Source organism: Microcoleus sp. PH2017_09_SFU_O_A, assembly GCF_020738625.1.
Taxonomy (GTDB): Bacteria; Cyanobacteriota; Cyanobacteriia; order Cyanobacteriales; family Microcoleaceae; genus Microcoleus.
Map to the genome: position 1 here is coordinate 1 of NZ_JAEQCF010000019.1, position 23,222 is coordinate 23,222.

Genomic DNA, 23,222 nt, shown 5'->3' on the forward strand with positions numbered 1-23,222 from the left:
CTTTTGTCTTTTTCAGATAAAGACTGATGATGTTGGAGCATTAAAGCAGTAATTTCGTCTGAGTAATACATAAATTATGTTAGGATAAATGATTCAAATTAACAAATCATGGGCGACATAAGAATAACCAAGTAGGTATAATATTTGACATCCATACCGAAACATTAACCTATTCATATTCACTCATTTATTTATTATACATCGCTGATGTTATTAAATTTTCATTCCTCAGACCAGCGCTCACCACACTGGAGGGCCCAGACTGCACGTAGAGCAGTGGGAATGCGACTACATCAACGACAAACTCCGCTGCATATTTCCAAACCTGAGAATGGTGAAACTAGACGACCTGAAAAAACTAGACGATTCCGAGAAGACTGCTACAGATAAATGAGGCTTTCATGAAGCGGTCACTTATCTGTAGCAGTACAAAGTGAATTTGACATTTGACAGCTAGGCTACTGATGCTGATAACTGCCCTAACAAGTAGTAATAAGTGGGTTCGAGACCTGCAAGATTCTAAGGGTAAGACGTGACGCTGAGAACGAGAGCTAGCGTGACACTTCGGAGAGAACGAAGCGCTAAACGCTGAGCGTACCTGCTGGCGTGACAGCCGGGAGAGACCGGCAATTAAACAACAACAAGGACGTTAAACCCATGAATCCAATTCTCACAAGACTGCTGAAACTAATTATCGAAGCCCAGCAATCTCAAGACCGCCGCTTGGCAATACTGGAAGAAGAAGAATCACGGGAATCGACAGACGATGCCAGCCTGCTGCAAGAAATTGAGTCTCTGCTAGGACTGTTGGAAAGCCCCATGCCTAGCAACCCTTTCCCAGGCATTCCCCCAATGCCTTCCGACATCGTGTAGTCAACTGACAATAAGCCGATCGCCCAAAAGAGCGATCGGCTTTCACAACGTAGATTTTGGATTATCGTAAATGGTAACTGCTCAACTTTCACTGTTCGCCACTTCCCCCGCGGTCGGAACTCTCTACAAAGCCGGTGACTGGGTGAAGCTGCGAAAGAAACCATCAAGTGCCGCCGCTTGGGTGAAGCGAGGCGAAGTATTCAGAATAGAGTCCGTCCATCCCGTTGATGGGAGCATGAGGTTTTGGAATCCGCACATAAACGAATGGGGTTTCTTGTACCCCGACGAAGTTAGTCTCGTTCCAGCCCCAAATGATTCTGTATCAGAGGCGATCGCCCCTGTCGAAGTTGATACAGAATCAAATTCCCCAAATGATTCTGTATCAGAGGCGATCGCCCCTGTCGATCAGAGGCGATCGCCCCTGTCGAAGTTGATACAGAATCAAATTCCCCAAATGATTCTGTATCAGGGTGCAAAGCTATATCCACCTACCGACCGCGTGGCACGGCCCGTAGTGGCGAATACTTCCGATTCTCCTACCGCGATGGTTCGCGTATGCGCCACATTCACATCCGCGGGGGAAATACGGATTCGCCGATCGCGCAGGCAAGAGTTGAGGAAGTGCGATCGCTCCTAGCGGCCGGGGCTAAGTCTGCGGAAATTGTGGAGATGCTTCGGGGCGGGGCGTAGCGTAACAATCTCCTCAGATCCATATTCAACTAACTCAAGTGCCCAATCTTTGGCAATTGAATTTGCGTGTTCGGGCGATCGACAAAAATTATTCGAGATTCTGTGAACTTCCCCACCTGAGAATTGCTGGTGGCGCGAAATATTTTAAACGTTCGGAACCCTTTCATGACTGTTACTGTCGGTAAGTGATCAGTGCAGAAAATGGCCGGGATACGAGACTCGCCGACTGATCCGCAACATTAGTGATAAATAAATTGGGTCCGATTACGGCCCAGTCAAAGCGATGTCTTGTTGCTCCCAGACCATTTTGATTGTTTGCCTGCACGATCGCTCCGGACGTTGCCCGGACAATGACCTGCACGGATACAATTTTGGCAGGGTCGAGTCCATGGGCGATGTCTACGCCTAGTCCTTGCCCGGCTGGGGTAATACCCTCAATCAGCCTTGTTTTTATTACCACCCCGCCGTCAAGCATCAAACCATTTGCACTGCCAGCAGTCTTCGTTCCAATATTTCCGTCATGGACTAAAGAGACGTTTAACCCGTCAGCACTCTGAAGCCGAAGTAAATCGTTTCCATAGCCAGCGTGGTAAAGGCTTACTGCCGACAACCCGCCTTTGTGAAAGGCAAGAATGGGGTTGCTACCGTTATCGGTTGTCAGTTCGAGGTGGTTACTACCTCCAAAAAAGCTTGTGTAAGTGATTGGCGGATTATTCTTTAAAATCCGCTGCCCTCCAGCCAGACTGAGGAATCCAGCCACTATTCTTGCCCACAGGCTAGGGTGCGGGTCAGTTTTTGCCTCGTGCGCGGCAATCGCCTGGGCTACTTCGGCGTCCGTCGCGGTTGTTGCCGGAAGATCCGCATCAGTAATCGTTTTCCGGTTCAAATCAATCAGTTCGCCCATTGATTAGATTAGCGTCCCCTCGGAAACTTGAAGAGAGGCCGTGCCTGACGCGGTGATAACAGAGATAACGCCTGTGTATCTAGCAGAGATAAAGTCTTCTTTCCAAAGGAAGCCTGAAGGAATCGGCGTGGTGTAAAGAGCCGGAGTTACTACAGATCCTTCCCTGAGGAAAACGGTGGCTGGGCCTGCGTTGTAAATAGAATAATTTGCCCTGTTCGCGTTAGCAGCAAGAGCTACCCCCACGGTTGTCGTGGCCGACACAGTAGCGACAGCATTGGCGCCGCGCAAGTCTTCGGAAATATTGACTACTGAGTTTGAGTTGACGTTGATTAGCATAATTTAGTTAAAAATTGGCGATCGCATTTTTTCGCTGTTCTTCTGAGATTTCGATATACCGGCTCAACGATGCAAGGCTGGCGTGTCCAGAGAGGGATTTAATCAGCCCAGGGCTACAACCGAGATTGTTTAGCCGAGTAATAAACCCGCGGCGTGCCGAATACAAGGAATATCCCTGATTTTCAAGCCCCGCTTTTTTCAAAGCCCGCCGGAAAGCTCGATCGATCGCCTGCCGACAAAGATGGTCATTTTTGCGAACGCGAGACGGAAATAAATAGCCATTTTCCAAGCATTCAAAATCCCTAAGAATTCTTTCTAAGTCTACGTGACAAGGGACTTCTCTGGTTTTTTTATCCTTCCTAGTCGTCGCGCTATAGAGTATTTCCGAGCGCACGATACGCCGGGATGGATTTACGTAAAATTGAGAGACCTGGCTTTTTAGAATGGCATCTGGTCTCTCACCAGTGTACCAAGCAATAGCTAAAAAGACCTTGTGAATTTCCGTAAATAAATGTTTGCTGATTAGTTCGTAACTGTCTTGATTCATGGGCGTAGCTTGCCCAAACCTAAATATTTTCACTTGTTGCTGTTTCCTTTGTACTGTTAGACAATTGACAACCTTTCAACACCCCTTTTTAGTGTATCCACTCAAAGCCTTGTTGGTAGGCGATCGCAAAATATTAAGAAGTTGCTCTTTTATCTAAAAGAGCAACTTCTTAAGAAAAAGTTCAAGTTCAATCAAGTGTCAAAAAGTTAATAAACTAGAAGCATATTTATGTTTCCCAAAAGATGGCAGTACATACAGCCGGTGCCGGTGCCACAGTAACTGGCGTTTCTCAATCTGCCCCCACTGGGCCCGCCAGTAAAGAGCGATATGTTTACGGACTGCTGGCAAGGCTAGAACAAGAGGAAAACAATTTAACTAAAATTGCCGGTCGCACTGATTCCGTCACAATTAGCGTTAACTTGTCCACAAAAATAGCAACCGTATCGCTGGTGTTAAATACTCAGGCTGCTGCTGCTGTCACGGGGCAGTTTACTGCAACAGCAACCCATTACTTGACAGGTTCCACCTTCACCAGCGGAACTGGTGGCAGCAGCACGGCGCCGAACTTGTCTCAGGCAGTCATGCAGGGAATAGTAGATTTAAAGTTGTTAGAGCTAGACCCTGTTAAAAATCCAAATAACGCCAGTAACCTCCGTCGGTGTCAGCTTGTACTAGCCTCTTCAGGCGGTACTAATTCTACGTTTAGCGCCGATATAGATTTTCCTGTGGAAATTTTACAGTTGCCCGGTGGTGGTTCTGTAATCGAAGGAAAGGACTGGTTGCTGTGAGCGATAATTCACTTAGCGGGACGAGAACTTTCCGGCGCTCAATCACCAGCGCTGACGGCGCTAATATTATTGAAATTCTCAACTGCTCTGAAACTTTTGCCGGATACGCAGCATTAGAGTCTAGTTACTATATCGAAAAAAGTTTCTATTTAGAAACACTCAGTGGCGCTATTTATCTTCCTTCTTTAATTCAAGCTCCTTTTCCCGAGCTGTATCCTGAGATGAATTCGGCAGAAAAAATAGCCGAAATGCTGAAAATAGAAAAAGATTATCCCTTTATTGGATTGCGCTTTCATGCACGCAAAGGCACGGGAGCGTGGGCAACCTTGTCAACCGCCAGGTTGCAAAATAAGGGGCGCGAGACAACGATTCCATTTGTAATCCCGTACCTAACTATTAACCAACTCAAACTACTTAGCCCTGATGACAGATTGGGAATTTCAATAATCAATTACGGCTCTGGTGTATTAGGAGCGGGCGATTATATTAATTTAGAAGGTGACTTTAGGTTCAACGTCGATTTAATAGCCAAACCAGTAAATAAGATTGTCGGCACTGCGATTCCTTACGGAATTAATATCCCCTCAACAGCCCCTACTAGGTTTAGGTTGGCTAATGCAAACAGGGCGATTTTCTATGCCACGAATACGGGGAATGCTGATATTTGGATTGCTGGCAATTCGAGCGTCGCGGTAGGTTCGGGAATCTACCTAGCAGCTAATGGTGGTGGCAATCTAACCGAGGAAACGTTGACAGGGGAACTTTGGGCGATCGCCGAAGGCAGTCCATCTCGCATTTCAGGAATAGAGGCGAGCTATGTCTAGGGTCAGCTCCAAATCATCGCTTTCCCCCAGCGCCACCTCGGGGTCAAGTGCGATCGACCTCGGGAAGGATAGCGGCGTCAATATGGGGGAGAAAAGCCAAACCTCTGTAAGTACCGGAGGAATTGGAGTCACCCGCGAGGTAGCAAATATTGGGGGGGTTTCCGTGACTGGTGGAGTCAGTGTTGATGTCAGCCCAATTCGCCTAGATATCAGTGGCAATCCCGACTATGAAGATCCTTCAAAAAGCTCAATTTCAATAGGTGCCGGCGCAGAGGTTCCGGGCGGGGTTTTGGGTGTGAGCGGGGGAGTCACAATTAATACAAGTACGGGGCAAGTAAAGGGCGGAAGTATTGGTGGTGAGGTAGTTGGAATTGGAATTAATATTTCTAAGTCTTCTGAAGGTGTAGGGGTCGGAATTTCATTGCAAATTCCGTTTACTCCAATTAGTTTTGAACTTGGATTTGAGTTTCCTGACAAGAAGGAACCAACACCAACGCCAACGCCAACACCAACCCCGGCACCTGTTCCAAGCCCTCCCAATTGGGATAGACCTGTATTGCCCGTTGGCGATCCAAGCAAAACCTGTACCGTAATTGTTGCCATTCATTACAGATCGGAAGAGTGGTACGGGACGAGGCTTGCCTACTCTTATGAATACAAAGGGGCGGGGGATTACACACCACCTACTAACGGCAATCCGGGTGTTTTAAACGCAAGTCAATTAATCATAGAAAATATCCCTTTTGGAATTCCTCTAGATAATCCTCGACAGTATCCGAATACCGCCGGAATGTGGGGATACAACAATAATTGGCAGCTAAGCGTATTTAATCAAATCGTAAACACAAGCAACCCGAATAACGGGATTTATCAGCCTGATGGCATTCTTTGGGGGCTATCAGGCAGAGAAGACAAGATTTTTGATCTTCTAAACAATGGGATTTTTTATTCCCAGACAATTGATTATAGGTGGATGAGAATTGTCCGAAAACAAACATATTTTGTAATTTATTCTAGTTGCAGTTTACCTTCTCCTTCTCCTTCTCCTTCTCCTTCTCCTTCTCCTTCTTCCCCCCCTCCACCCAACCAACCCCCTAGAAAAGAAATGGATGAATGCTGTAGCGATTCCATCAAACTGCTGCGCCAAATTCACAAAAGATTAGGAGTTAACAAATTTCCCGGTGAGCTTCCCAGTACAATTATTCAAGAAGTCGAAAAAGGCCAACCAGCAACAGAGCCAGTTCAAGAGAAAATTGAGGACTTTGCCGACCTCTTGATGTGGATGTTCCAGCGGGATGACGAACGCTGGGGTCAATGGCAAATTCAAATCGACGTAAAAGATACCGATTTGACAAAAGAAGGTGACCAAGGCAAACAGATTAAATTCCCGAACTTGGCAGAGTCGATAGCCGAAATGGAAGGGCAACTACTAAGCCTGCAAGCCAACGTAGCAGCCCTTGTGGCTTTATCAACTCGCAATTTGTGCGAGTCTGGAATGGGTCGGCAAGAAGCAATCAAAGCTTACTTGGCAAGCATGGCAATCGCAAAATACATGAACTTCCCTTATGATGAATCGGACATTGAAATGCCATCAACGTTTACCCCAAAAGCCGAGTCAATTGATGAACTCATCAAAGAAAGCATAATCCACGTCAAAGGTATTGAGTACACAAACAAAGAAACGCAGCGAGATATCTTATTAGATTTATTGCAGGCAGCAGCAATTACTAGAGCGGTACATTGGCGGCAAGTCGATCCTAAAAAAGATATCAAATCACAAATTTTGGAATCAATTAAAGGTAGCGCTGACTTAAGTGACAAGCTAGAAAATCCTTTAGCAAAGGAGGACGATCCGAGTAAACCCAAGCATTCTAAAGATTGGGAAGACTTCCTCGATCAGGTAGAGGATGGATTTGGCTTTGAGACAGGAATCGAAGACGCGCAAACCCCCTACGGTCGATCCAGAGAGCGCAGACCGCGCATCAGACAGATTGGCGACAATATAGGTCAGGCAGGGAAAGCAAATGGCTGATGCAATAAAAAAGATTGGTTTAGTTCTGCGCGATTTGGCTAGTCGAAAAATGCGGGAATCTTCGACTGGTGGCAATATTATTCGCTCTTGGTCAGCAAGCGCTACGACTACTTCTCAAGACAAAGGATTTTTAGAAACTATTTGGGACGGCGCAACGCGATTCGTCGGTTTTTTGGTCTCTGGAGTTGTTCAATTAATTTCATTTAGCTGGACTAAGCTGTGGAGTTGGATTGTCGGCGGCGTTCAATTTATTGCCAATTTCAATTGGAATATTAGCGACGAAAGTATCGACAAACAAATTGAGGGCTTGTGGAATGCTTTCGGCGGCGTCTTGGGCGGTGCGGTAGGGCGGGCGATCGGCTGGATTGGCTGCGGTTTGGTTCCGGCTGCGGCCATTATGACTTTCAACGAAGCGCTGGCAACTCACTTGCTAAAAGAAGTTGGCGAGCAAGCTTTAGATGAGCTACTTGATGCCGCTAGTGAGGTAATTCAGGCTGGCTTTAGGATGGGGGTGCAAGCTTCATTCTTGTGGCTCTACAAAAACGTTAGGGCTGCATTAAAGAATCCAGCAAACCCCCTGGGAATTGCTCTTAGAGGCTTTTTTGGAAGCGAAAAAATAGATAAATGGGGAACGGGGGAAAGTTGGACAATTGCAGGTGCTATTGAGAATGCAATTGAATCTATCCCCAATACTTTTTTGAGGAATTTTGTTGAGGAAGCTTGGGAAGAAGGAACGGAGGCCTGTATAGAAGCCGGCTATGCCGTCGCGGGCGGCATTGATGCTTGGCTGGCAATGCAAAAAGTGGCAAACAATTCGGTGCTTGGTGTTGATCGCACCATAGAAATTACTCCAGATAGATCGGTTCCCGACGAACGCATTGTCTTGTCTGGCCCTGAAGCCGTGATGAGGCCGACGGTGGTCAATGTCTTAGCAACTCACCAGATGCTGGGCAATCGTGACGTGGGAGTTCTCATCAATGGAACTCCTGTTGACGACTACGTGCGGCCGAACTTTCAAGAACGCTATCTAATTATTGAATTCAAAGAAAAGCAGCAGCCGCCCTGGGTAATGCCGGACGGCAAACGAGCTCGCAAGCGACAGGTGACAATTCCCGACGTTAAGCGCGACTTGACTTGGGACAAAATTAAGCTAGCTGCCAAGCTGTACACTAGCGGGCAAAAATTGGTGACGGCGCAACTCAACAACGGCCGCCAGATGCAGGTTTACGCCAATACCGAAAATGAGGGCTTGAACAAAATCGAAGAGTTGTTGGCGCTTTCCACTGCCGAAATTGTACCGAATGGCGTTCGCGACTCGGGCTACACAAGTCCAACCGCCCGACGCAGGGAACAGCCTTACATCGTTTACCCGTCAAAAGCCGTTTTGGTGTGGCGGCGACGCTCTGACGACTTGCAAGGTCGGGAAGATTTGTCCGATCGCGTCTGGGACGAGCAGAGGATCGAGATGGATTTGTGGCCTGAAAATGAACCCATCAATTTACCCGTTCTAGGGTAGCTCAATAAAAATTTACAATAACCGCTATTCATTTATAAAACATTTTGTACAACCCTAGGGTTGTACAAAATGTTTTGTAGCTGGAAGCCACAAGCCACAAGGGTTTTAGGCATTGACAGATTAACACAAATAATTACAATGAAAATAACCCAGCAAATAACTGAAATTTCTCAAAAAACATGAACGACATTACTCTTGCGGAAATGATTGCAGCCATTGAAGATGAAACTTTAAAAGCCTGGTGGGAACAAATCGGAAATCTTCCAGAAGAATTTACGATGTGTGAATTTTTCATGAAATCGCTGCATGCGTGTTCAACTGCGGCTGCACTCAAGAATGAAAGTCAAGAAGTGGGGCAGAAAATTCTCGGTTATCCGGCAGCAATTAATGGAGCTGTAGAAACCAGCAAAAACAATCATTTGTTTTTCCGAAGAACTGCTTCAATCACTTCGCTGGTAGTGATCGATCTTGATGGTTCTATTCCTTCAAACGGGTAAAGTAACTATTGGCAAAGAAATCAAATCAACAACTAAAAAAATAATCAATGGCAAGACATAGCTTTCTAGTTAAATATCGCAGAAGTGGCGCTGACGGAACAGGTACTGACGACTTTCGGACAACTTGCAGTTGCATTCCCCGCGTAGCAAATTTTCTTGACATCAAAAGCAGAAGTTACACTCCGAGCCCCGAAGATGTGACAGACAGAGCAGGTTACACAAGAAGCTATATCAAAGCAGACGGAAGCACGGGGGAAGTAACAGTTCCAGCAAGTAAAGCGGTTTACCTAGCTTTTGGCCGTCCTAACGCAAGAAAAGTTTCTTTAACCACTGGCTTGAAAACAACTAAGGGAAATAAACGAAAATTATCTTTTACGTTTCCCTCATTTTTGACAGTTGCCGAAATAGCTGATATTTTGGGCGAACTGATTCCCGCTACCAAAATTGCAACTACTGCAACGGTAGGGGCTGGAGAAATTGAGCCTTTTTTCTCAATTAAAGGCGGAAGGACTTATCCTATTGCCTCTGCAACTGTTGCAGCAGCCTCAGCAAATCCAGATGTTGCTACCACAGAAACCGAACAAGCAACTACTGCAACTACAACAAAAAGCAAGAAGAAAAAACCTAAAGTTACACCCTAACTAACAAGTATTTGTATGGCGGTACGGCGATATGTACGTACCGCCCGAGCAATTGGAATGATACAAAGACGATTTCAAAGGGGTCGAGGAATTTCTAATTGATTAGTAAATGAGTCTTGACAACCAGTCTAATTGGGAAGTTATTTACAGCGGTACGCATTCTGCTGCGGTAGGGCTAGAACAAGGTATTGGCAGAATTTTGATTCCGGGATCTTTTTCTCAGCACATCATTAGGGCTTATGCCAGTTCTTCGGTGGCAAAGCCCCGCTGGTGGCTGGGAGGAACTTTAACTCAAGTATTGAATAATGGTAGTGCTCAGGTTGACTTTGAAGGGTCACGCTGGCAAGTGCCTCTAAATAGAACTACGCTAATTTCACTTCCTGAACTCACTGGAGAATATCGGATCAAGTTTGAGCCTGCGCCGTGGCACAAGCAAATTCAGTTAACCCTTGAAATTTACAATAGCCCATGAATTTTACTTCTACTTTACTAACGATTGATTTGGCTGTAGTAAGCTGCATTCTTGGGTTGATGGTCTTAGTCTGGAAGTCTCTAACGGAAATCCAAAAAGGGGCGGTTGCTGTTGCTAAGCATCAGACAGAAATAGAGAAAACTCTAGAATTTCACGAAAAAAGACTGGATAGTGTTGAGCAGTGGATTGCAGGAAATTCTGGATTGAGAGAGCGTTAAGAATGCCAAGAATTACTGCCAGAGCTTTACTCGCAGTTCCAGATCCAACTTTAATAGAGTTGGTTGATGCGATAGCTAAATTGTCCGAGGACAAAGGTTATTTGCAGGGAAAACAGGGATTTACAGAGACGATCGGCGAAACAGACTATTTGATTGGTGCACTGCGCGATCGCATTATAGAAATTCAAAGCAAATGACACCACACAAGCTGATTTTTACAATGCAGTTAAAACCTGCCACTGAGCTTTTGGACGGGAACTTGCAACTGATTTATCCCGACGGAAAGCCGATCGACTACCTTGCAACTTCCGGCTGCGCGGGCTGGCAACAGCCTGGGGACGAATGGGAGCGTGGCAAGGGGCCGATACCGCAAGGATTCGATTATGAAATTCCTACAACGCCTTATTGGTCGGACACCCGCGGCATAGAGGGTCTGTTCTTTCACATCACCCCCGATCCGGTTGTCTCTCCCGGCGGGCGAACTCGATCGGAGTTCGGAATCCATTTCGATGCCAACGTTCCCGGCTCTGCTGGGTGCATTGTGCTGAGAAATTTTTCAGGATGGAAAAGATTTTGCGAGCGAATGGAGTTGCTGGCGCGATCGGGCGTTGAACAGATTCCGTTGAAGGTGGTTTACTCGTAAGTCATTACTGGGGATTCATCTTAACGGGTACTCGGACAAGGGGGATTTGTAGCGGCAAGGAGAAATCTGGTTTTTGAGTGTATTTCGGGCTGCGACACCGAATGTTTTCAGTATGTTTATTTGTACCTAGTTAGTTAAGTTCAGTCGATCGGCATTTAATCGTGTTTCGCAAATCTGATATAAGATCGAGCTAAATTTCTCGTGTGAGAGTAGAGGCATTTGTGAGCCAACAAGATATCTTAAATTTAGCAAAAGAAGGCGATGCCAGGGCGATCGCATTTCTGATCGGCCAAGCACTCCAAACCTTCGGCGTCACGGCTAAAGGCAGCTTGGAAAATAAAACCCTGCACCTCCTGCTGGAAGCAGAACAATTGCCCGCAGAAGAAGCCTGTCTCCGAGTCGCAATCAAAGGGTTGCAGCGACTGCAACCAAATAACATTTACGGATTAACAGTGTACGGGCGGCGCGAAGGCGAGCAATTGCCCGCTTGGACTCAGACGGTAGAATTAAAACAACGCTCCTCTTGTGCACCGGCAACCGCAGCCGCATCAGTGAGTGTAGCCACACCCGTAACCGTAACCGCACCAGTGAGTGTAGCCCCTGTCAAAATTCCTGTAGCTGTCGCCAGTGTACCCACTGCCCCAATTCCTGTAATTTTGCCCAAAATAGAAACACCTCAAAATATCACAACCCCACCCATTCAAATACCAGAAAAATCCCCCCGCAAATCCTATAGAATCCCAACTCCCAAACCCACAAACCAACGCCAACAAAAGCCATCACAGCCGCCAGATACAATCCCAACTCCCAAAGCCACAAACCAAAGCCAACAACAGCCATCACCGCTACCAGATTTAGCCCGTCGTAAAACTAAAAAATCTTGGCTGTCAGTCGGTACTCTCAGCCTGATTTTCGTACCGATAGCAGGCTTTGTACTCGGTTCTCAATTCAATAAATCCTCAAGCACCGCTACAATTAACCATGTCACCTCAAAGCCTGCGGTACAAAAAGTAGGCGCGGCAAAGCCATCCCGCAAGGAATCTATCCCAGCGTCAGCATCCGCCGCCAAACCCGCATCGCAATCACCATCCCAGGCAGCAAAAATACCTGCAAATTTGCCCGCAACAGTCAGCATCAAAGCAGTTGGCGACATGATCCCCGGCACCAATTTCCCCTACAATAAACTCCCGGAAAATAAGGAGCGCTTATTTGAATCGGTAAAATCCTACCTACAAGGAGCCGATATTCTGTTTGGCAATTTTGAAAGCACGATGACCGATTATCCTTACAGTTCCAAAGGAGGCGGCGGAGGAATGCTGTTTGCCTTTAGGACGCCTCCGAGTTATGCCAAAATCTTCAAAGATGTTGGTTTTGACATCTTGAATATTGCCAACAATCACTCCTACGATTTTAACGAGCAGGGATTTAAGGACACGATCAAAAACATCGACAGCAACGGCATGAAGGCTGTTGGCAAAAGAGATCAAATTGTTTATCAAAATGTCAAGGGCGTCAATGTTGCTTTTATCGGTTTCAGCAACTACGGCGAAGTTCACAATTCCTTGCTGGAACTGAAAGCGGGGGCAGAAGTTGTCAAAAAAGCGAGGCAAAAGGCTGATATTGTAGTCATCTCAGTTCATGCTGGAGCTGAAGGAACCGGAGCTCAGAATGTGAACAATAGAAATGAGTTCTTTTACGGAGAAAACCGGGGAAATATGGTGTTGTTTTCGCGGACGATGATTGATGCGGGAGCAGATTTGATTTTGGGACACGGCCCCCACGTTACAAGAGCTTTGGAACTTTACAAAGGGAAATTGATCGCGTATTCCCTGGGCAATTTCATGGGTTATCGCACTTTGTCCACAGCCGGAGCACTGGGTCAATCTCTGATTTTGGATGTAAAAATGACTCCAAAAGGGGATTTTGTTTCTGGTAAGATTATCCCCATCGAACTTAGCAGCCAAGGTATTCCCTCAGTGGATGAAGATTTTCGGACTGTGGGGTTGATTCGCCGTTTGACAAAGAGCGATTTTCCTAATACTGGTTTGATGATTGATGACAAGGGACAAATTTTGAAGAAGAGTAAGTAATTATTGGGAATTGGGAATTGGGCATTGGCCAAACAGGTCATTGGGAATTAGTGAGTAGGGTGCGGATCCTTCACAAATTCCCAAAGAAGATAGACAATCTCATGGATCCGCACCACATAATATTCAGGTGCGGATCCTTCACAAATCTCTGCTGTTCTATCAAAAAATTCACAGCGACGCACCCTACAAAATGACTAATTACCAATCACCAATTACCAATTACTAATAACTAATAACTAATAACCAATAACCAATAACCAATAACTAATAACTACTCATAAACCATTGCTTTCAAAGCTTCTTTCATTTCCTGTGCTGTCGTCGTCGCCGTACCGAATTGACGCACGACAATGCTAGCGGCCAAATTGCCCAAAACTGCTGCTTCCCAACCGGATGCACCGACGCACAAAGCTAAAGTCATTGCTGCTACGACTGTATCTCCAGCACCAGTTACATCGAAGACATCAGTCTTGTTAAAAGGGGGAATATCCCAGCTTTGAATGGCAAATTCCCCGTTTTCACAAGTGGATGTTGGAGGGGGTGAATTTTTGATTGGTTCAACCTTCACCCTTTCAAACAAACTCATCCCTTCTTCGCCGCGAGTAATCAGGATTTTTTGAGCTTGAGTTAAGTTCAATAAATCGCGTCCTGCTTGCATTAAAGTTTCAGGGTTTTTGATAGCATATCCGACTGCTTGCTCGGCTTCCGGTAAGTTCGGAGTAAACAGCATCGCTCCAGAATATCGCTGCAAATTTGTTTGAGCGTCTACAATTGTTTTGCCGGGAACCACTGCCGATTCGATCGCCAAACGAGTCAAAACTCCGTCGCCGTAGTCGGAACAAACCACGGCATCGACTGTCGGAATTTGCTGCCGGATGTAGTCTGCTAATTGCAATTGCAAGTCTAAATCCGGCAACTCGTCAGATTTGCGATCGACTCGGACAATTTGTTGAGTCACCGACTGCCGCGCGTGCCCGGAAATGCGAGTTTTGGTAACGGTTGGACGCTGCGAATCGATTAAAATCCCAGCCGTATCAATTCCCGCCGCCTCAAAAATACCGCACAAAGCCTTTCCCTGGTCGTCTTTTCCTACCAAACCAGCAACTTTTACTTTGCCTCCCAGTTTGGCTAAATTGTAGACAGCATTTGCGCCACCTCCGGGTAATTGCCGAGTATTCTCGTAGCGCAAAATCAACACAGGTGCTTCGCGGGAAATTCGCTCTACTTGTCCGGTAAGAAACTCGTCCAAGGTCAAATCTCCGATCGCTAATACCTGGGCTCGATCGAAGCAGTCTAATCTTTTCAACAATTGCTCAGTTGAGGCACGCAGTTGAGGCAAAAAATCGGAATAGTCGTTAGTCATTAACCAAAAAAATGAGACTGAGGAGTTGATAGTTGAGCGTGGCACGAGCGGCAATTAAAAAATCTTAATAAAGATTAATAATTGATTTCCTCCCTGGTTTGATTTTTAACTTTTAATTGATTTTCCCACTGAGATTGTGAGAAATCGGTTGCAGGCGGTTGGCTATCGCGCGCGATCGACAAATTTAGCAAAAAAACTGCGGAGAGAAGGAACCCATTGAAATAAAGTGAGAAAGTTTCACCGTGTAGAAGTTTCCTTCTACATGAGTGTCTTCTGCACGAGTACCTGTAAAAGACCGCAGAATTATTTCGATTTCATCTGCTTGATGATCGTAATCACCTGAGTCATTTGTTTTTTGAGTGCATCAATTTCCGCTTGCATTTTCGCCATTTGCTTAGTCATCACCTGAATTTCGGCAGCACCGGCTCCAGAACTCGGTACAGCAGTGGCGGCGGCAGGGGCTTCTGGTACTGGTTTCTTTTTAGCCAGTACCATCGCCGATTTGATCGCCTCGGTTAGCTGCTTTTTCTCAAAAGGTTTAGCGATGAATGCAAAGAAATGCTTCTCGAAGGGTTTTGGAATTTTCTCCATCACCTCTTCTTCGCGCCCCGACATGATCACCAAAGGTATCTTGCAAAGCACCGGATGGGCTTGCACTTTTTGATACACTTCCCAACCACTGACTTTGGGCAGTAGGAAATCTAACATAATTAGATTCGGTCGGGCTTCACGGATCAGTTTGAGTCCTTCTTCGCCGTCTTTTGCTTCTAGAACTTCAAAGTTACCTTGAGGTAACATCTCTCGAACTCGAACGCGGATGACTTTACTGTCATCGATTACCAAGATTTTTTGACCAGCCACGACTGACTCCTTCAGTAATGAGTGTTGAGGGTCTCAGGGCCATTGAGAGCCACTGAGATTTTTTGAATAGATCGGAAACCAATTTCAAAGGCATTGTCAAGGTGCCTCGCTTTGGCTAAAAACAACTATCTTTCGATGCTGCAATCGCGCTTACGTTATCCTTTTCAAATGCTTTCTCGGTCTATCACTTTGGCCAGTTCGGTACGCTTCCCATCCTGCTGTTACTTGCTCTTTTTGTTTAACGCCCCAATGCGTTTACTAAGTGGCCGGAATTTCTCCGTACTAGGATAGTTCGTTACGCAGACAGATTTACTTACTTGCCTCTAGATTTTGACACTCTCCGACTATAGTGGAACGGAGATTCTTAAGAAACAGCCTGGCGATTGTTCTTAAAGGCGCTGTCAAATCGCCGCTACACGTTCAACCTCACTGACTTTCGCCACGATCGCCATGAGCATTACGTCTACTTTTTTGCTTTATGCTTTCGTTCGCACTTTTCAACACGAAGCCAGTTCGGTACGTTCCCCATCCTGCGTTGCTTGGCTGTGCTGCAAGTCTTTCCCAGTCTAAAATGCTGAGGGTGTCTTACTGCCTGGAATTTCACCGTTCTAGGAATGGTTCAGCAAGTTGATACGCCTACTTGTTTAGCACAATTCAATTCTAATCTAGAGTAATGGCAGCCTTCAAACGGCTGCTGCTGCGTTTCATCCCCGGCTTGAAAGACCGAGGTTTGCGCGTGATGCGCTATAGACTACATACCACGGGGACTAAAGTCCTCCGAGTCGCTTTCCTCTCAGGACTGAATGAAGTCTCTGAGTTTGCCGCTTCCCGTGTGGTCTTGTGATTTGCAATCTTTAGTATATCCCTAAGAGAATTCTACCTAGAATTCTGAACGAGTTTAGTTTAGCTGCAATTGATCCGGATTCTGATTTGGGGTCAGATTCCTACAAGTTGAGGGACTTTGATTTCGGATACGATCGCATATATTAACTCGATCGCCATGCAGGTTTTATGTCGCCCCAAACTCCTCAAACTCCTACTGTCAAAGCAACTGCCGCTCAAATGCGGAGCGAAATCGAGGCGATGCCGGATTGGCTGCGACGGCCGATTGGCAAAGCTAGCGAACTTTCCGCAGTGCAGAAAATTATCAAACAGCGGCAAATTCATACGATTTGCGAGGAAGGCAGATGTCCCAACCGGGGCGAGTGTTACGCCCAAAAAACGGCGACTTTTTTGTTGATGGGGCCGACTTGCACCCGTGCTTGTGCTTTTTGTCAAGTAGATAAAGGTCATTCTCCGATGCCCCTCGATCCCGAGGAACCGCAAAAGGTGGCCCAGGCCGTGCAATTATTGGGTTTGCGCTATGCGGTGCTGACTTCGGTGGCGAGGGACGATTTGCCGGATGGAGGGGCGGGTTGGTTTGCGTTGACGATCGCCCAAATCCGGCACTTAAACCCCGATACTGAGGTTGAGGTACTAACGCCGGATTTTTGGGGAGGCATCGGTAGGGGCGGTGCCCCCGCGCCCGCCCCCGGGGAGAATTCCGGGCTTGATGAGTTGCAGCGGGAGCGGATTCGGACGGTGGTGGAGGCAAAACCGGCTTGTTACAACCACAATATTGAGACGGTGCGCCGGTTGCAAGGGCCGGTGCGGAGGGGGGCCAAGTACGATCGCTCGATCGACCTTCTGCGTATCGTCAAGGAATTTGACCCAACTATTCCCACCAAATCCGGTTTGATGTTGGGGCACGGGGAAACCGAGACCGAGATTGTGGAAGCGATGGCCGACTTGCGGGATGCCAAGTGCGATCGGCTCACCCTCGGTCAATACATGAGACCATCTCTAGAACACCTCCCAGTCCGCAAATACTGGACGCCAGCCGAATTTGACCGTTTCGGGTCGATCGCCCGCGAGATGGGGTTTGAGCGAGTGCGATCGGGGCCCCTAGTCCGCAGTTCCTACCACGCCGGAGAGAGCCATTGAAATCAATCTGAATTCAACTCGGTATCAAGTCCTAGTTACAAAAAATAACACTCTTAGATTGTGTCATGTGCGACGCTCTCTGCTATTTGTGAATACAGTGACTTGTGAATTAGGAGCTTGAATTATGGCAGACATAGCAAAGAACCAATTAAAATCCGACTCCGTGATGAAAACGGGCAAATTCCCTTACACCTTTCGCGCAGCCTGGTTTTTGGGTCTGTTAGGTATCAATTTGCTGGTTGCAGCCTATTATTTCCATATCATTGAATAGTTCTGCAAGTTGACTTTGAGCAGACCCTGCTTTTGGGTAGCTCAAAGTCGGAGAGAGGGAGAGGGAGAGGGGAAGAGTGGGAGAGTGGGAGAGTGGGAGAGTGGGAGAGTGGGAGACTTTTTCCTTCTTACTACTTACCTTTTCCTTCTTACTATAGCGGTTCTCAGAAAGATGAGGTACGTTGTTGGGCTTCAGCCCTTTTGGTTTCAGTGGTTATATAACCTGTCAGTCATACCTCACCTTTTTGAGAAAGGCTATATTTCCCTCTTCCTTCTTACTATTTCCTTCTTCCTTCTTCCTGATGAATAATGACTAATGACTGCTGTTCGCGAGCGGGGACGATCGCACTTCTGACTAATGACTAATGACTGCTGTTCGCGAGCGGGGACGATCGCACTTCTGACTAATGACTAATGACTGCTGTTCGCGAGCGGGGACGCTCGCACTTCTGACTAATGACTAACGATTTCTTGATGCTTCTAACTTAGACAACCGCTCTTGAATTTTGAGCACATCCTGCTTAGTTTCAATTGCCAAAGTTGCTAAATTGTCAAACATCGGATCTTCCGAAAGCATTCTAGGATTTGTCCGGCTCGAACTCGGACGGTTCGGAGACTGAGGCCGATTAACTCCAGAACCTTGAGACTGCAAACTGTTGATTTGTCCGCGGAGTTCAGCAATTTGACTTTCTAATTGAGTAATCCGAAACTCTAATTGACTGGTCAATTGAGCCGGGGTAAAAATTGGCGAAATAGTAATTGCTAACGCGCAAACAAGACACAAAAAACCGATTTTTATGGCGTCGCGATGGCGAATATTTTTCGGCATAGCTTTAATGATTTAAATCATAGCATTTATACTCTAACAAATCGCTGCTATTTTTGACCTCTATCAGAAGTATGTGTTATGCCAACTAGGAACGTAGTTATTTTCATGTTCGATGATGTCGAGGTACTGGACTTTGCCGGGCCTTTTGAAGTGTTTTCGGTGACATCAGAATTAAATAAGGATTCACGACCTTTTGCAGTCTCTACCGTAGCCGAAAATCCCGGTGCAGTAAGCGCCCGCAACGGTTTGAGCGTAAATCCCGATTGTACTTTTTCCGATTGTCCGCCACCCGATATTTTAATTGTACCGGGAGGACTAGGCACGAGAAAGTTAATCGATAATTCAGCCGTGATTAACTGGATAAAAGATTGTTCGCAAACAGCAGAATTAGTGCTTTCTGTCTGTACGGGTTCGCTGCTGTTGGCAAAAGCTGGCTTGTTGGAAGGTTTGGCCGCAACTACACACCATGGGGCATTGGATTTGTTGAGAGAATTAGCTCCGAATACAACTGTTGTTGAAAATCAGCGATTTGTCGATAACGGCAAAATCATTACATCTGGGGGAATTGCTGCGGGAATTGATATGTCTTTGCACGTTGTCGGCAAGCTTTTGGGAACAGCGCAAGCCGCACAAACAGCAGATCATATGGAATATACAATTAATAATTGATAATTGGGAATGGAGTATAAAAATTAGGTACGTTGTTGGGCTTTAGCCCTCTTTATATATACGTCGAAAGAGGGCTAAAGCCCAACAACGTACCTTTGTGTGTAGTTGGGCTTGAGCCTCCTTTATATATACGTCGAAAGAGGGCTAAAGCCCAACAACGTACCTTTGTGTGTAGTTGGGATGCGAACCCTCTTAATTTGACACTAATAGCTGTGTCCCTAGCTCATTAAGAATCTTCGCCCCAAACTCGAAGCTGAACATAAACTAATATCAAAGCTATCGCCATCAGAAAAGTTGCTGCTGCGGCTGCATAGCCAAAATCGAATTGGGAAAAAGCTTGCTCGTAAATATAATAAACTAGCAAATTAGTAGAGTTCAAAGGGCCGCCGCCGGTGATGACATAGACTTGCTCGAAACTGCGTAGAGTAAAAATAGCTGTAGTAATGGTAGCAAATACTAAAGTCGGCCGCAAACCGGGTAAAGTGATGTGCCAAAATTGCTGCCAACCATTAGCTCCATCCAATTCTGCTGCTTCGTAACGATTTACCGGAATTGCTTGCAATCCTGCTAAAAATACTACCATATTAAAGCCTAATTGTTTCCAAACAGTGAGCAGAATTATGACTGGCATTGCCCAAACTGTGCTGCTGAGCCAAGGAATTGGATTTAAGCCGATCGCCCTTAGCATATCATTCACCGGGCCTTCGGTCTGAAACAACCACCGCCAACCCAAGCCAACAGCCACTAGAGAGGTAATCGAAGGGATAAAATAAGCAGTGCGGAGAGCTCCTCGCCAAGCAAACGAGCGATTTAGCAAAACTGCCAAACCCAACGGAATTATTAAACTAGGAATGACTGTCGCGGTTGTAAAATAGATCGTGTTTTGGAGAACTTGCCAAAAATCCGGATTTGTGAGCAGGCGCGAGTAGTTATTGGCGCCAATCAAACGCACTCCCGACTGGGTAAAGCTGCCTCTGGTAAAGCTAAGGTAGAATAAATAGGCGATCGGCCAAATCAAAAAAGTACCCAGAAACAGTAAAGCTGGGGCCAGAAATGTCCAAGCTGCGATCGACTCATTGTCCAACCAGTTAAAACGCCCAGATTTTATCGGAACCATTGGCTTGTAAATTTTAGCTTTTAGTTTTAAATGGTATCACAATATAGCGCGTCTAAATGAATTGTACAACCGTCTTTAAGTGTCCGAAGAGAGGAACGAAGCAATCGCCAAGATTAAGATTGCTTCGTTCCTCTCTTCGGACAGGTAATATTTTTTTGTTTCACCTAAATTATACAATTGATTTAGACTCACAATATAGGTCAATGTCAAAATGAAATTGCTCGATATATTAGCAAATTTACCCATTATAGAAACTGAAAGGCTCCTGCTCCGAAAAATCACTTTAAATGATGCCAGCGATATGTTTGAGTATGCTTCCAACCCGGAAGTCTCCGAATACACAATGTGGTCAACCCACACCTCCATCGAAGACACTAAATACTTTCTTAAGTCTCTGACAAAAATGTACAAAAGAAAAGAGCTTGTAGATTGGGGAATTGTCCACAAAGCCGAGAAAAAGTTTATCGGGACTTGCGGATATGTGGAATGGAGCATGACGCACAGCCGCGCGGAAATTGGCTATGCACTTTCTGCGAGATATTGGAGAGAAGGATACATGAGCGAGGCTGTCAATGCAATTATTGAATTTGGCTTTCGGGAGATGTTGCTAAATCGAATTGTGGGTAGATGTGAAGTTAACAATATTGCTTCGGCGAGGGTGATGGAAAAAGTGGGGATGCAGTTGGAAGGGATTTTGCGACAGCAGCTATTTGTCAAGGGCAGATATTGGGATCTGAAAATTTATTCGCTTCTGAGGGAAGAGTTTTTTAATGGTATTGTTGTAGAATCTGATTGAATGTTTTTCAGGCTATTTAAACAGTTGACAGTTGACAGTTGACAGTTGATAACAATTTTTTATGAGGCTGCTCCCAAATCCGATCCCCCCCTAACCCCCCTTAATAAGGGGGGGGACAAGATTTTTCTCAAAGTCCCCCTTCTTAAGGGGGATTTAGGGGGATCCGATTCTATGCAACTTCACATTAAATTGGTATGACAGTTAACCAACAACCAACAACCAACAACCAACAACCAATAACCAATAACCAATAACCAATAACCAATAACCAATAACTTATGACGGTTAACCCAGTATCTACTAATTCCACTGCCAGCCTGATTTCTCCTGAGATTGGCTTTCCGGCGATCGATCCGACTCATCCACCGTTAAAACTAGGAGTTTTAGCCTCTGGTAGCGGTAGCAACTTCGAGGTAATTGCCGAAGCCATCCAACAGGGACAACTCAACGCTAAAATCCCAGTGTTAATTTACAACAATCCCGAAGCTAAAGCTGTCGCCAGAGCGGAAAAATACGGCATTCCCTCGATTTTGCTCAATCACCGCGATTGCAAAAGCCGCGAAGAATTAGATACAAAAATTGTTAAAACTTTTCAATCCCATGATGTAGAATGGGTGGTGATGGCGGGTTGGATGCGAATTGTTACCAAAGTTTTGCTTGATGCTTTTGCAGACAAAGTTATTAACATTCACCCCAGTTTGCTGCCGAGTTTCCCAGGCATTCGCGCCGTTGAGCAAGCACTCGCCGCTAAGGTGAAAATAACGGGATGTACGGTGCACATCGCTCATTTGGAAGTAGACAGCGGGCCGATTTTAATGCAGGCTGCGGTGCCGGTATTGCCTGATGATACGCCAGAAACGCTGCACGCGAGAATTCAGGTGCAAGAGCATAAAATTATGTTAGGCGCGATCGCACTTATTGCCGATCGACCTCCTGTTTAATGTCTGAATCTTGGCAGCAGACAATTATACCAAATTTCGCCACCGAGAGCAACCACCGAGGTTATGATTGTCCGTAATGTCGATCGCACTTTTCCGCAAATTGCGCGGTTATCATCGAAAACATTGTGACTAAAAACCCTACCAGTGCCGCATCTTCCCCAGAATTGCCTGTCAGCGACTCGCCCGAAACTGGCCCGCCGCTGACTGATTCTAATAGCCTGAAATTAATTCTCAAAGAAAGACTCAAAAAGAACATCGGCATCAAGGGAGAATTTTATCTACCTTGTTTGCCATCAATGCTAGACGACTATCTAAAATTACTCTCAGACTTCTTAAAAGTTCTCGGACAAAACCTCGACGCTGCCCAAACCGAAAATTTGCGAACATTAATCGCTAACGCCTTAACAGAAGGATTCAAAAATTCTCCCCACGCTAATCTCATCGTCTCATACTTTCCCGCCAATCCCCAAACTGGCTTAGGCGGCGGGATTACTCTGAATACCAAGATTCAAGTCGAATCGATGGCCCAGAAATATCATACCTGGCCGGATATTCGCCCCGAACCTTTATTTGGCAGCCATCCCGATGCTAAAGTCATGGCAATTGTCGCCGAATTAGGGGAACCGGGTAAAGCAGCTATTTTAGATGTCGGTGCGGGCCCAGGGCGCAATAGTCTGCCTTTAGCTAGGTTAGGACATTCCGTGGATGCGATCGAGCTAACGCCGATATTTGCCGAAAAACTCTCAGCAGCAGCCACCGCCGAAAAGTTGCCGATTCATGTCATCCAAGGCGACGTTTTAGATCCTTTATTGAGGATGAAAACCTATCGGTACAAATTAGCGATTGCTACCGAAGTTCTCTCGCACTTCCGCTATCCCGAACAAATCCGCTTATTTCTCGGCAAAATGTCCGATGCTGTGTTAAGTGGCGGGTTTATCTTGTTCAGCACTTTCTTAGCTGTCGAGGGCTATGAACCAGATGAGATGGCAAAACAAATGTCAGAATTGTGTTGGTCTTATTTAATTACCAGACAAGAATTGGAAGCAGCTATCGAGGGTTTACCGTTAGAAATTATTGCCGATGAATCGGTGATTGAATACGAACAAAAACATTTGCCTGATTCTGCGTGGCCGCCGACGCCTTGGTTTGTCAGTTGGGCGAGTGGGCGCGATTTATTTCCGGTGCAAGAAACGCCGCCGTTGGAGTTGCGGTGGATACTGGTTAAACGCTTGTAGAGTGTGTTGTAATATCATGTCATCTCGCACAAACACAATCAAAAACGTTCGTAGTGAGGACTTTAGTCCGCATCAAATGAGAGAGGA

At 46.0% G+C, this 23,222-nt stretch carries 26 protein-coding genes; 19 read left to right on the top strand and 7 right to left on the bottom strand.

Annotated elements, in window-relative coordinates; all coding sequences use genetic code 11:
- Window positions 1-657 precede the first annotated feature (657 nt).
- Together JGK16_RS09695 and JGK16_RS09700 are read left to right on the top strand one after the other, a co-directional pair.
- Entirely contained in the window at window positions 658-873 is a 216-nt protein-coding gene (locus JGK16_RS09695; RefSeq protein WP_293190378.1) for a hypothetical protein, read from the top strand.
- A 70-nt stretch (window positions 874-943) separates the two neighbouring features.
- Window positions 944-1,510 (top strand): hypothetical protein, encoded by a 567-nt coding sequence (locus tag JGK16_RS09700; protein ID WP_293203012.1) that lies wholly within the window; start codon window positions 944-946, stop codon window positions 1,508-1,510.
- A gap of 225 nt (window positions 1,511-1,735) precedes the next feature.
- On the opposite strand, the gene JGK16_RS09705 is transcribed toward JGK16_RS09700, so the two are convergent.
- Genes JGK16_RS09705 through JGK16_RS09715 form a run of 3 tightly spaced genes read right to left on the bottom strand, consistent with a single transcriptional unit; the run spans window position 1,736 to window position 3,350 of the window.
- Window positions 1,736-2,467 (bottom strand): hypothetical protein, encoded by a 732-nt coding sequence (locus JGK16_RS09705; protein ID WP_293190382.1) that lies wholly within the window; start codon window positions 2,465-2,467, stop codon window positions 1,736-1,738.
- Window positions 2,468-2,470: 3 nt separating this feature from the next.
- Complete coding sequence (locus JGK16_RS09710) at window positions 2,471-2,803, bottom strand: hypothetical protein (RefSeq protein ID WP_293187187.1); 333 nt, start codon at window positions 2,801-2,803, stop codon at window positions 2,471-2,473.
- Between the two features lie 7 nt (window positions 2,804-2,810).
- The gene (locus tag JGK16_RS09715) at window positions 2,811-3,350 is read right to left on the bottom strand and encodes a tyrosine-type recombinase/integrase (protein WP_293190384.1); all 540 of its coding nucleotides are present in this window, start codon (window positions 3,348-3,350) and stop codon (window positions 2,811-2,813) included.
- Window positions 3,351-3,592: 242 nt separating this feature from the next.
- On the opposite strand from JGK16_RS09715, the gene JGK16_RS09720 reads away from it, so the two are divergent.
- The 11 genes from JGK16_RS09720 to JGK16_RS09770 all read left to right on the top strand — a co-directional run bounded on the left by JGK16_RS09720 (window position 3,593) and on the right by JGK16_RS09770 (window position 13,071).
- On the top strand, window positions 3,593-4,138 hold the full coding sequence (locus JGK16_RS09720; protein ID WP_293190386.1) for a hypothetical protein: 546 nt from the start codon (window positions 3,593-3,595) through the stop codon (window positions 4,136-4,138).
- Window positions 4,135-4,962 carry a hypothetical protein gene (locus tag JGK16_RS09725; RefSeq protein WP_293190388.1) on the top strand — a complete coding sequence of 276 codons (828 nt, stop codon included), beginning with the start codon at window positions 4,135-4,137 and terminating at the stop codon, window positions 4,960-4,962. The genes JGK16_RS09720 and JGK16_RS09725 overlap by 4 nt, the downstream gene beginning before the upstream one ends.
- Window positions 4,955-6,994 carry a hypothetical protein gene (locus tag JGK16_RS09730; protein ID WP_293190390.1) on the top strand — a complete coding sequence of 680 codons (2,040 nt, stop codon included), beginning with the start codon at window positions 4,955-4,957 and terminating at the stop codon, window positions 6,992-6,994. The genes JGK16_RS09725 and JGK16_RS09730 overlap by 8 nt, the downstream gene beginning before the upstream one ends.
- Complete coding sequence (locus JGK16_RS09735) at window positions 6,987-8,510, top strand: hypothetical protein (RefSeq protein WP_293190392.1); 1,524 nt, start codon at window positions 6,987-6,989, stop codon at window positions 8,508-8,510. The genes JGK16_RS09730 and JGK16_RS09735 overlap by 8 nt, the downstream gene beginning before the upstream one ends.
- Window positions 8,511-8,689: 179 nt before the next feature.
- Window positions 8,690-9,007, top strand: a complete 318-nt coding sequence (locus tag JGK16_RS09740) for a hypothetical protein (protein ID WP_293190394.1) — start codon at window positions 8,690-8,692, stop codon at window positions 9,005-9,007.
- Window positions 9,008-9,054: 47 nt separating this feature from the next.
- Entirely contained in the window at window positions 9,055-9,648 is a 594-nt protein-coding gene (locus JGK16_RS09745; RefSeq protein WP_293190396.1) for a hypothetical protein, read from the top strand.
- Window positions 9,649-9,757: 109 nt separating this feature from the next.
- On the top strand, window positions 9,758-10,120 hold the full coding sequence (locus JGK16_RS09750) for a hypothetical protein (protein ID WP_293185059.1): 363 nt from the start codon (window positions 9,758-9,760) through the stop codon (window positions 10,118-10,120).
- Window positions 10,117-10,338: a hypothetical protein gene (locus JGK16_RS09755; RefSeq protein ID WP_293185057.1), complete on the top strand. Its 222-nt coding sequence runs from the start codon at window positions 10,117-10,119 to the stop codon at window positions 10,336-10,338. The genes JGK16_RS09750 and JGK16_RS09755 overlap by 4 nt, the downstream gene beginning before the upstream one ends.
- A gap of 2 nt (window positions 10,339-10,340) precedes the next feature.
- Complete coding sequence (locus JGK16_RS09760) at window positions 10,341-10,535, top strand: hypothetical protein (protein WP_293185055.1); 195 nt, start codon at window positions 10,341-10,343, stop codon at window positions 10,533-10,535.
- On the top strand, window positions 10,532-10,981 hold the full coding sequence (locus JGK16_RS09765; protein ID WP_293190398.1) for a hypothetical protein: 450 nt from the start codon (window positions 10,532-10,534) through the stop codon (window positions 10,979-10,981). The genes JGK16_RS09760 and JGK16_RS09765 overlap by 4 nt, the downstream gene beginning before the upstream one ends.
- A 221-nt stretch (window positions 10,982-11,202) precedes the next feature.
- On the top strand, window positions 11,203-13,071 hold the full coding sequence (locus tag JGK16_RS09770; protein WP_293190400.1) for a CapA family protein: 1,869 nt from the start codon (window positions 11,203-11,205) through the stop codon (window positions 13,069-13,071).
- 271 nt (window positions 13,072-13,342) lie between these two features.
- Here the strand turns inward: JGK16_RS09770 and JGK16_RS09775 are convergent, their stop codons facing one another.
- Both JGK16_RS09775 and JGK16_RS09780 read right to left on the bottom strand, forming a co-directional pair.
- On the bottom strand, window positions 13,343-14,434 hold the full coding sequence (locus JGK16_RS09775) for a PfkB family carbohydrate kinase (RefSeq protein WP_293185051.1): 1,092 nt from the start codon (window positions 14,432-14,434) through the stop codon (window positions 13,343-13,345).
- A 303-nt stretch (window positions 14,435-14,737) separates the two neighbouring features.
- Window positions 14,738-15,295, bottom strand: coding sequence for a response regulator (locus JGK16_RS09780; protein ID WP_293185050.1), 558 nt, complete (start codon window positions 15,293-15,295; stop codon window positions 14,738-14,740).
- A gap of 1,011 nt (window positions 15,296-16,306) precedes the next feature.
- On the opposite strand from JGK16_RS09780, the gene JGK16_RS09785 reads away from it, so the two are divergent.
- A complete protein-coding gene (locus JGK16_RS09785; protein WP_293190402.1) occupies window positions 16,307-17,278 on the top strand; it encodes a lipoyl synthase in 972 nt (323 codons plus the stop codon).
- A 124-nt stretch (window positions 17,279-17,402) separates the two neighbouring features.
- Window positions 17,403-17,549, top strand: a complete 147-nt coding sequence (gene psaX, locus JGK16_RS09790) for a photosystem I protein PsaX (protein WP_293185047.1) — start codon at window positions 17,403-17,405, stop codon at window positions 17,547-17,549.
- 459 nt (window positions 17,550-18,008) lie between these two features.
- Here psaX and JGK16_RS09795 read toward each other — a convergent pair whose 3' ends face one another.
- Window positions 18,009-18,377 carry a hypothetical protein gene (locus JGK16_RS09795; RefSeq protein WP_293190404.1) on the bottom strand — a complete coding sequence of 123 codons (369 nt, stop codon included), beginning with the start codon at window positions 18,375-18,377 and terminating at the stop codon, window positions 18,009-18,011.
- A gap of 78 nt (window positions 18,378-18,455) precedes the next feature.
- Between JGK16_RS09795 and JGK16_RS09800 the strand changes: the two genes are divergently transcribed.
- Complete coding sequence (locus tag JGK16_RS09800; protein ID WP_293185044.1) at window positions 18,456-19,046, top strand: DJ-1/PfpI family protein; 591 nt, start codon at window positions 18,456-18,458, stop codon at window positions 19,044-19,046.
- Window positions 19,047-19,272: 226 nt separating this feature from the next.
- Here JGK16_RS09800 and JGK16_RS09805 read toward each other — a convergent pair whose 3' ends face one another.
- Window positions 19,273-20,163, bottom strand: a complete 891-nt coding sequence (locus JGK16_RS09805; RefSeq protein ID WP_293190406.1) for a sugar ABC transporter permease — start codon at window positions 20,161-20,163, stop codon at window positions 19,273-19,275.
- Window positions 20,164-20,374: 211 nt separating this feature from the next.
- On the opposite strand from JGK16_RS09805, the gene JGK16_RS09810 reads away from it, so the two are divergent.
- From JGK16_RS09810 to JGK16_RS09820, 3 genes are all read left to right on the top strand, one after another.
- Window positions 20,375-20,959: a GNAT family protein gene (locus JGK16_RS09810; RefSeq protein WP_293190408.1), complete on the top strand. Its 585-nt coding sequence runs from the start codon at window positions 20,375-20,377 to the stop codon at window positions 20,957-20,959.
- Window positions 20,960-21,237: 278 nt separating this feature from the next.
- Window positions 21,238-21,900, top strand: a complete 663-nt coding sequence (gene purN, locus JGK16_RS09815) for a phosphoribosylglycinamide formyltransferase (RefSeq protein WP_293185039.1) — start codon at window positions 21,238-21,240, stop codon at window positions 21,898-21,900.
- 125 nt (window positions 21,901-22,025) lie between these two features.
- A complete protein-coding gene (locus tag JGK16_RS09820; RefSeq protein WP_293185037.1) occupies window positions 22,026-23,135 on the top strand; it encodes a class I SAM-dependent methyltransferase in 1,110 nt (369 codons plus the stop codon).
- Window positions 23,136-23,222: the final 87 nt, after the last annotated feature.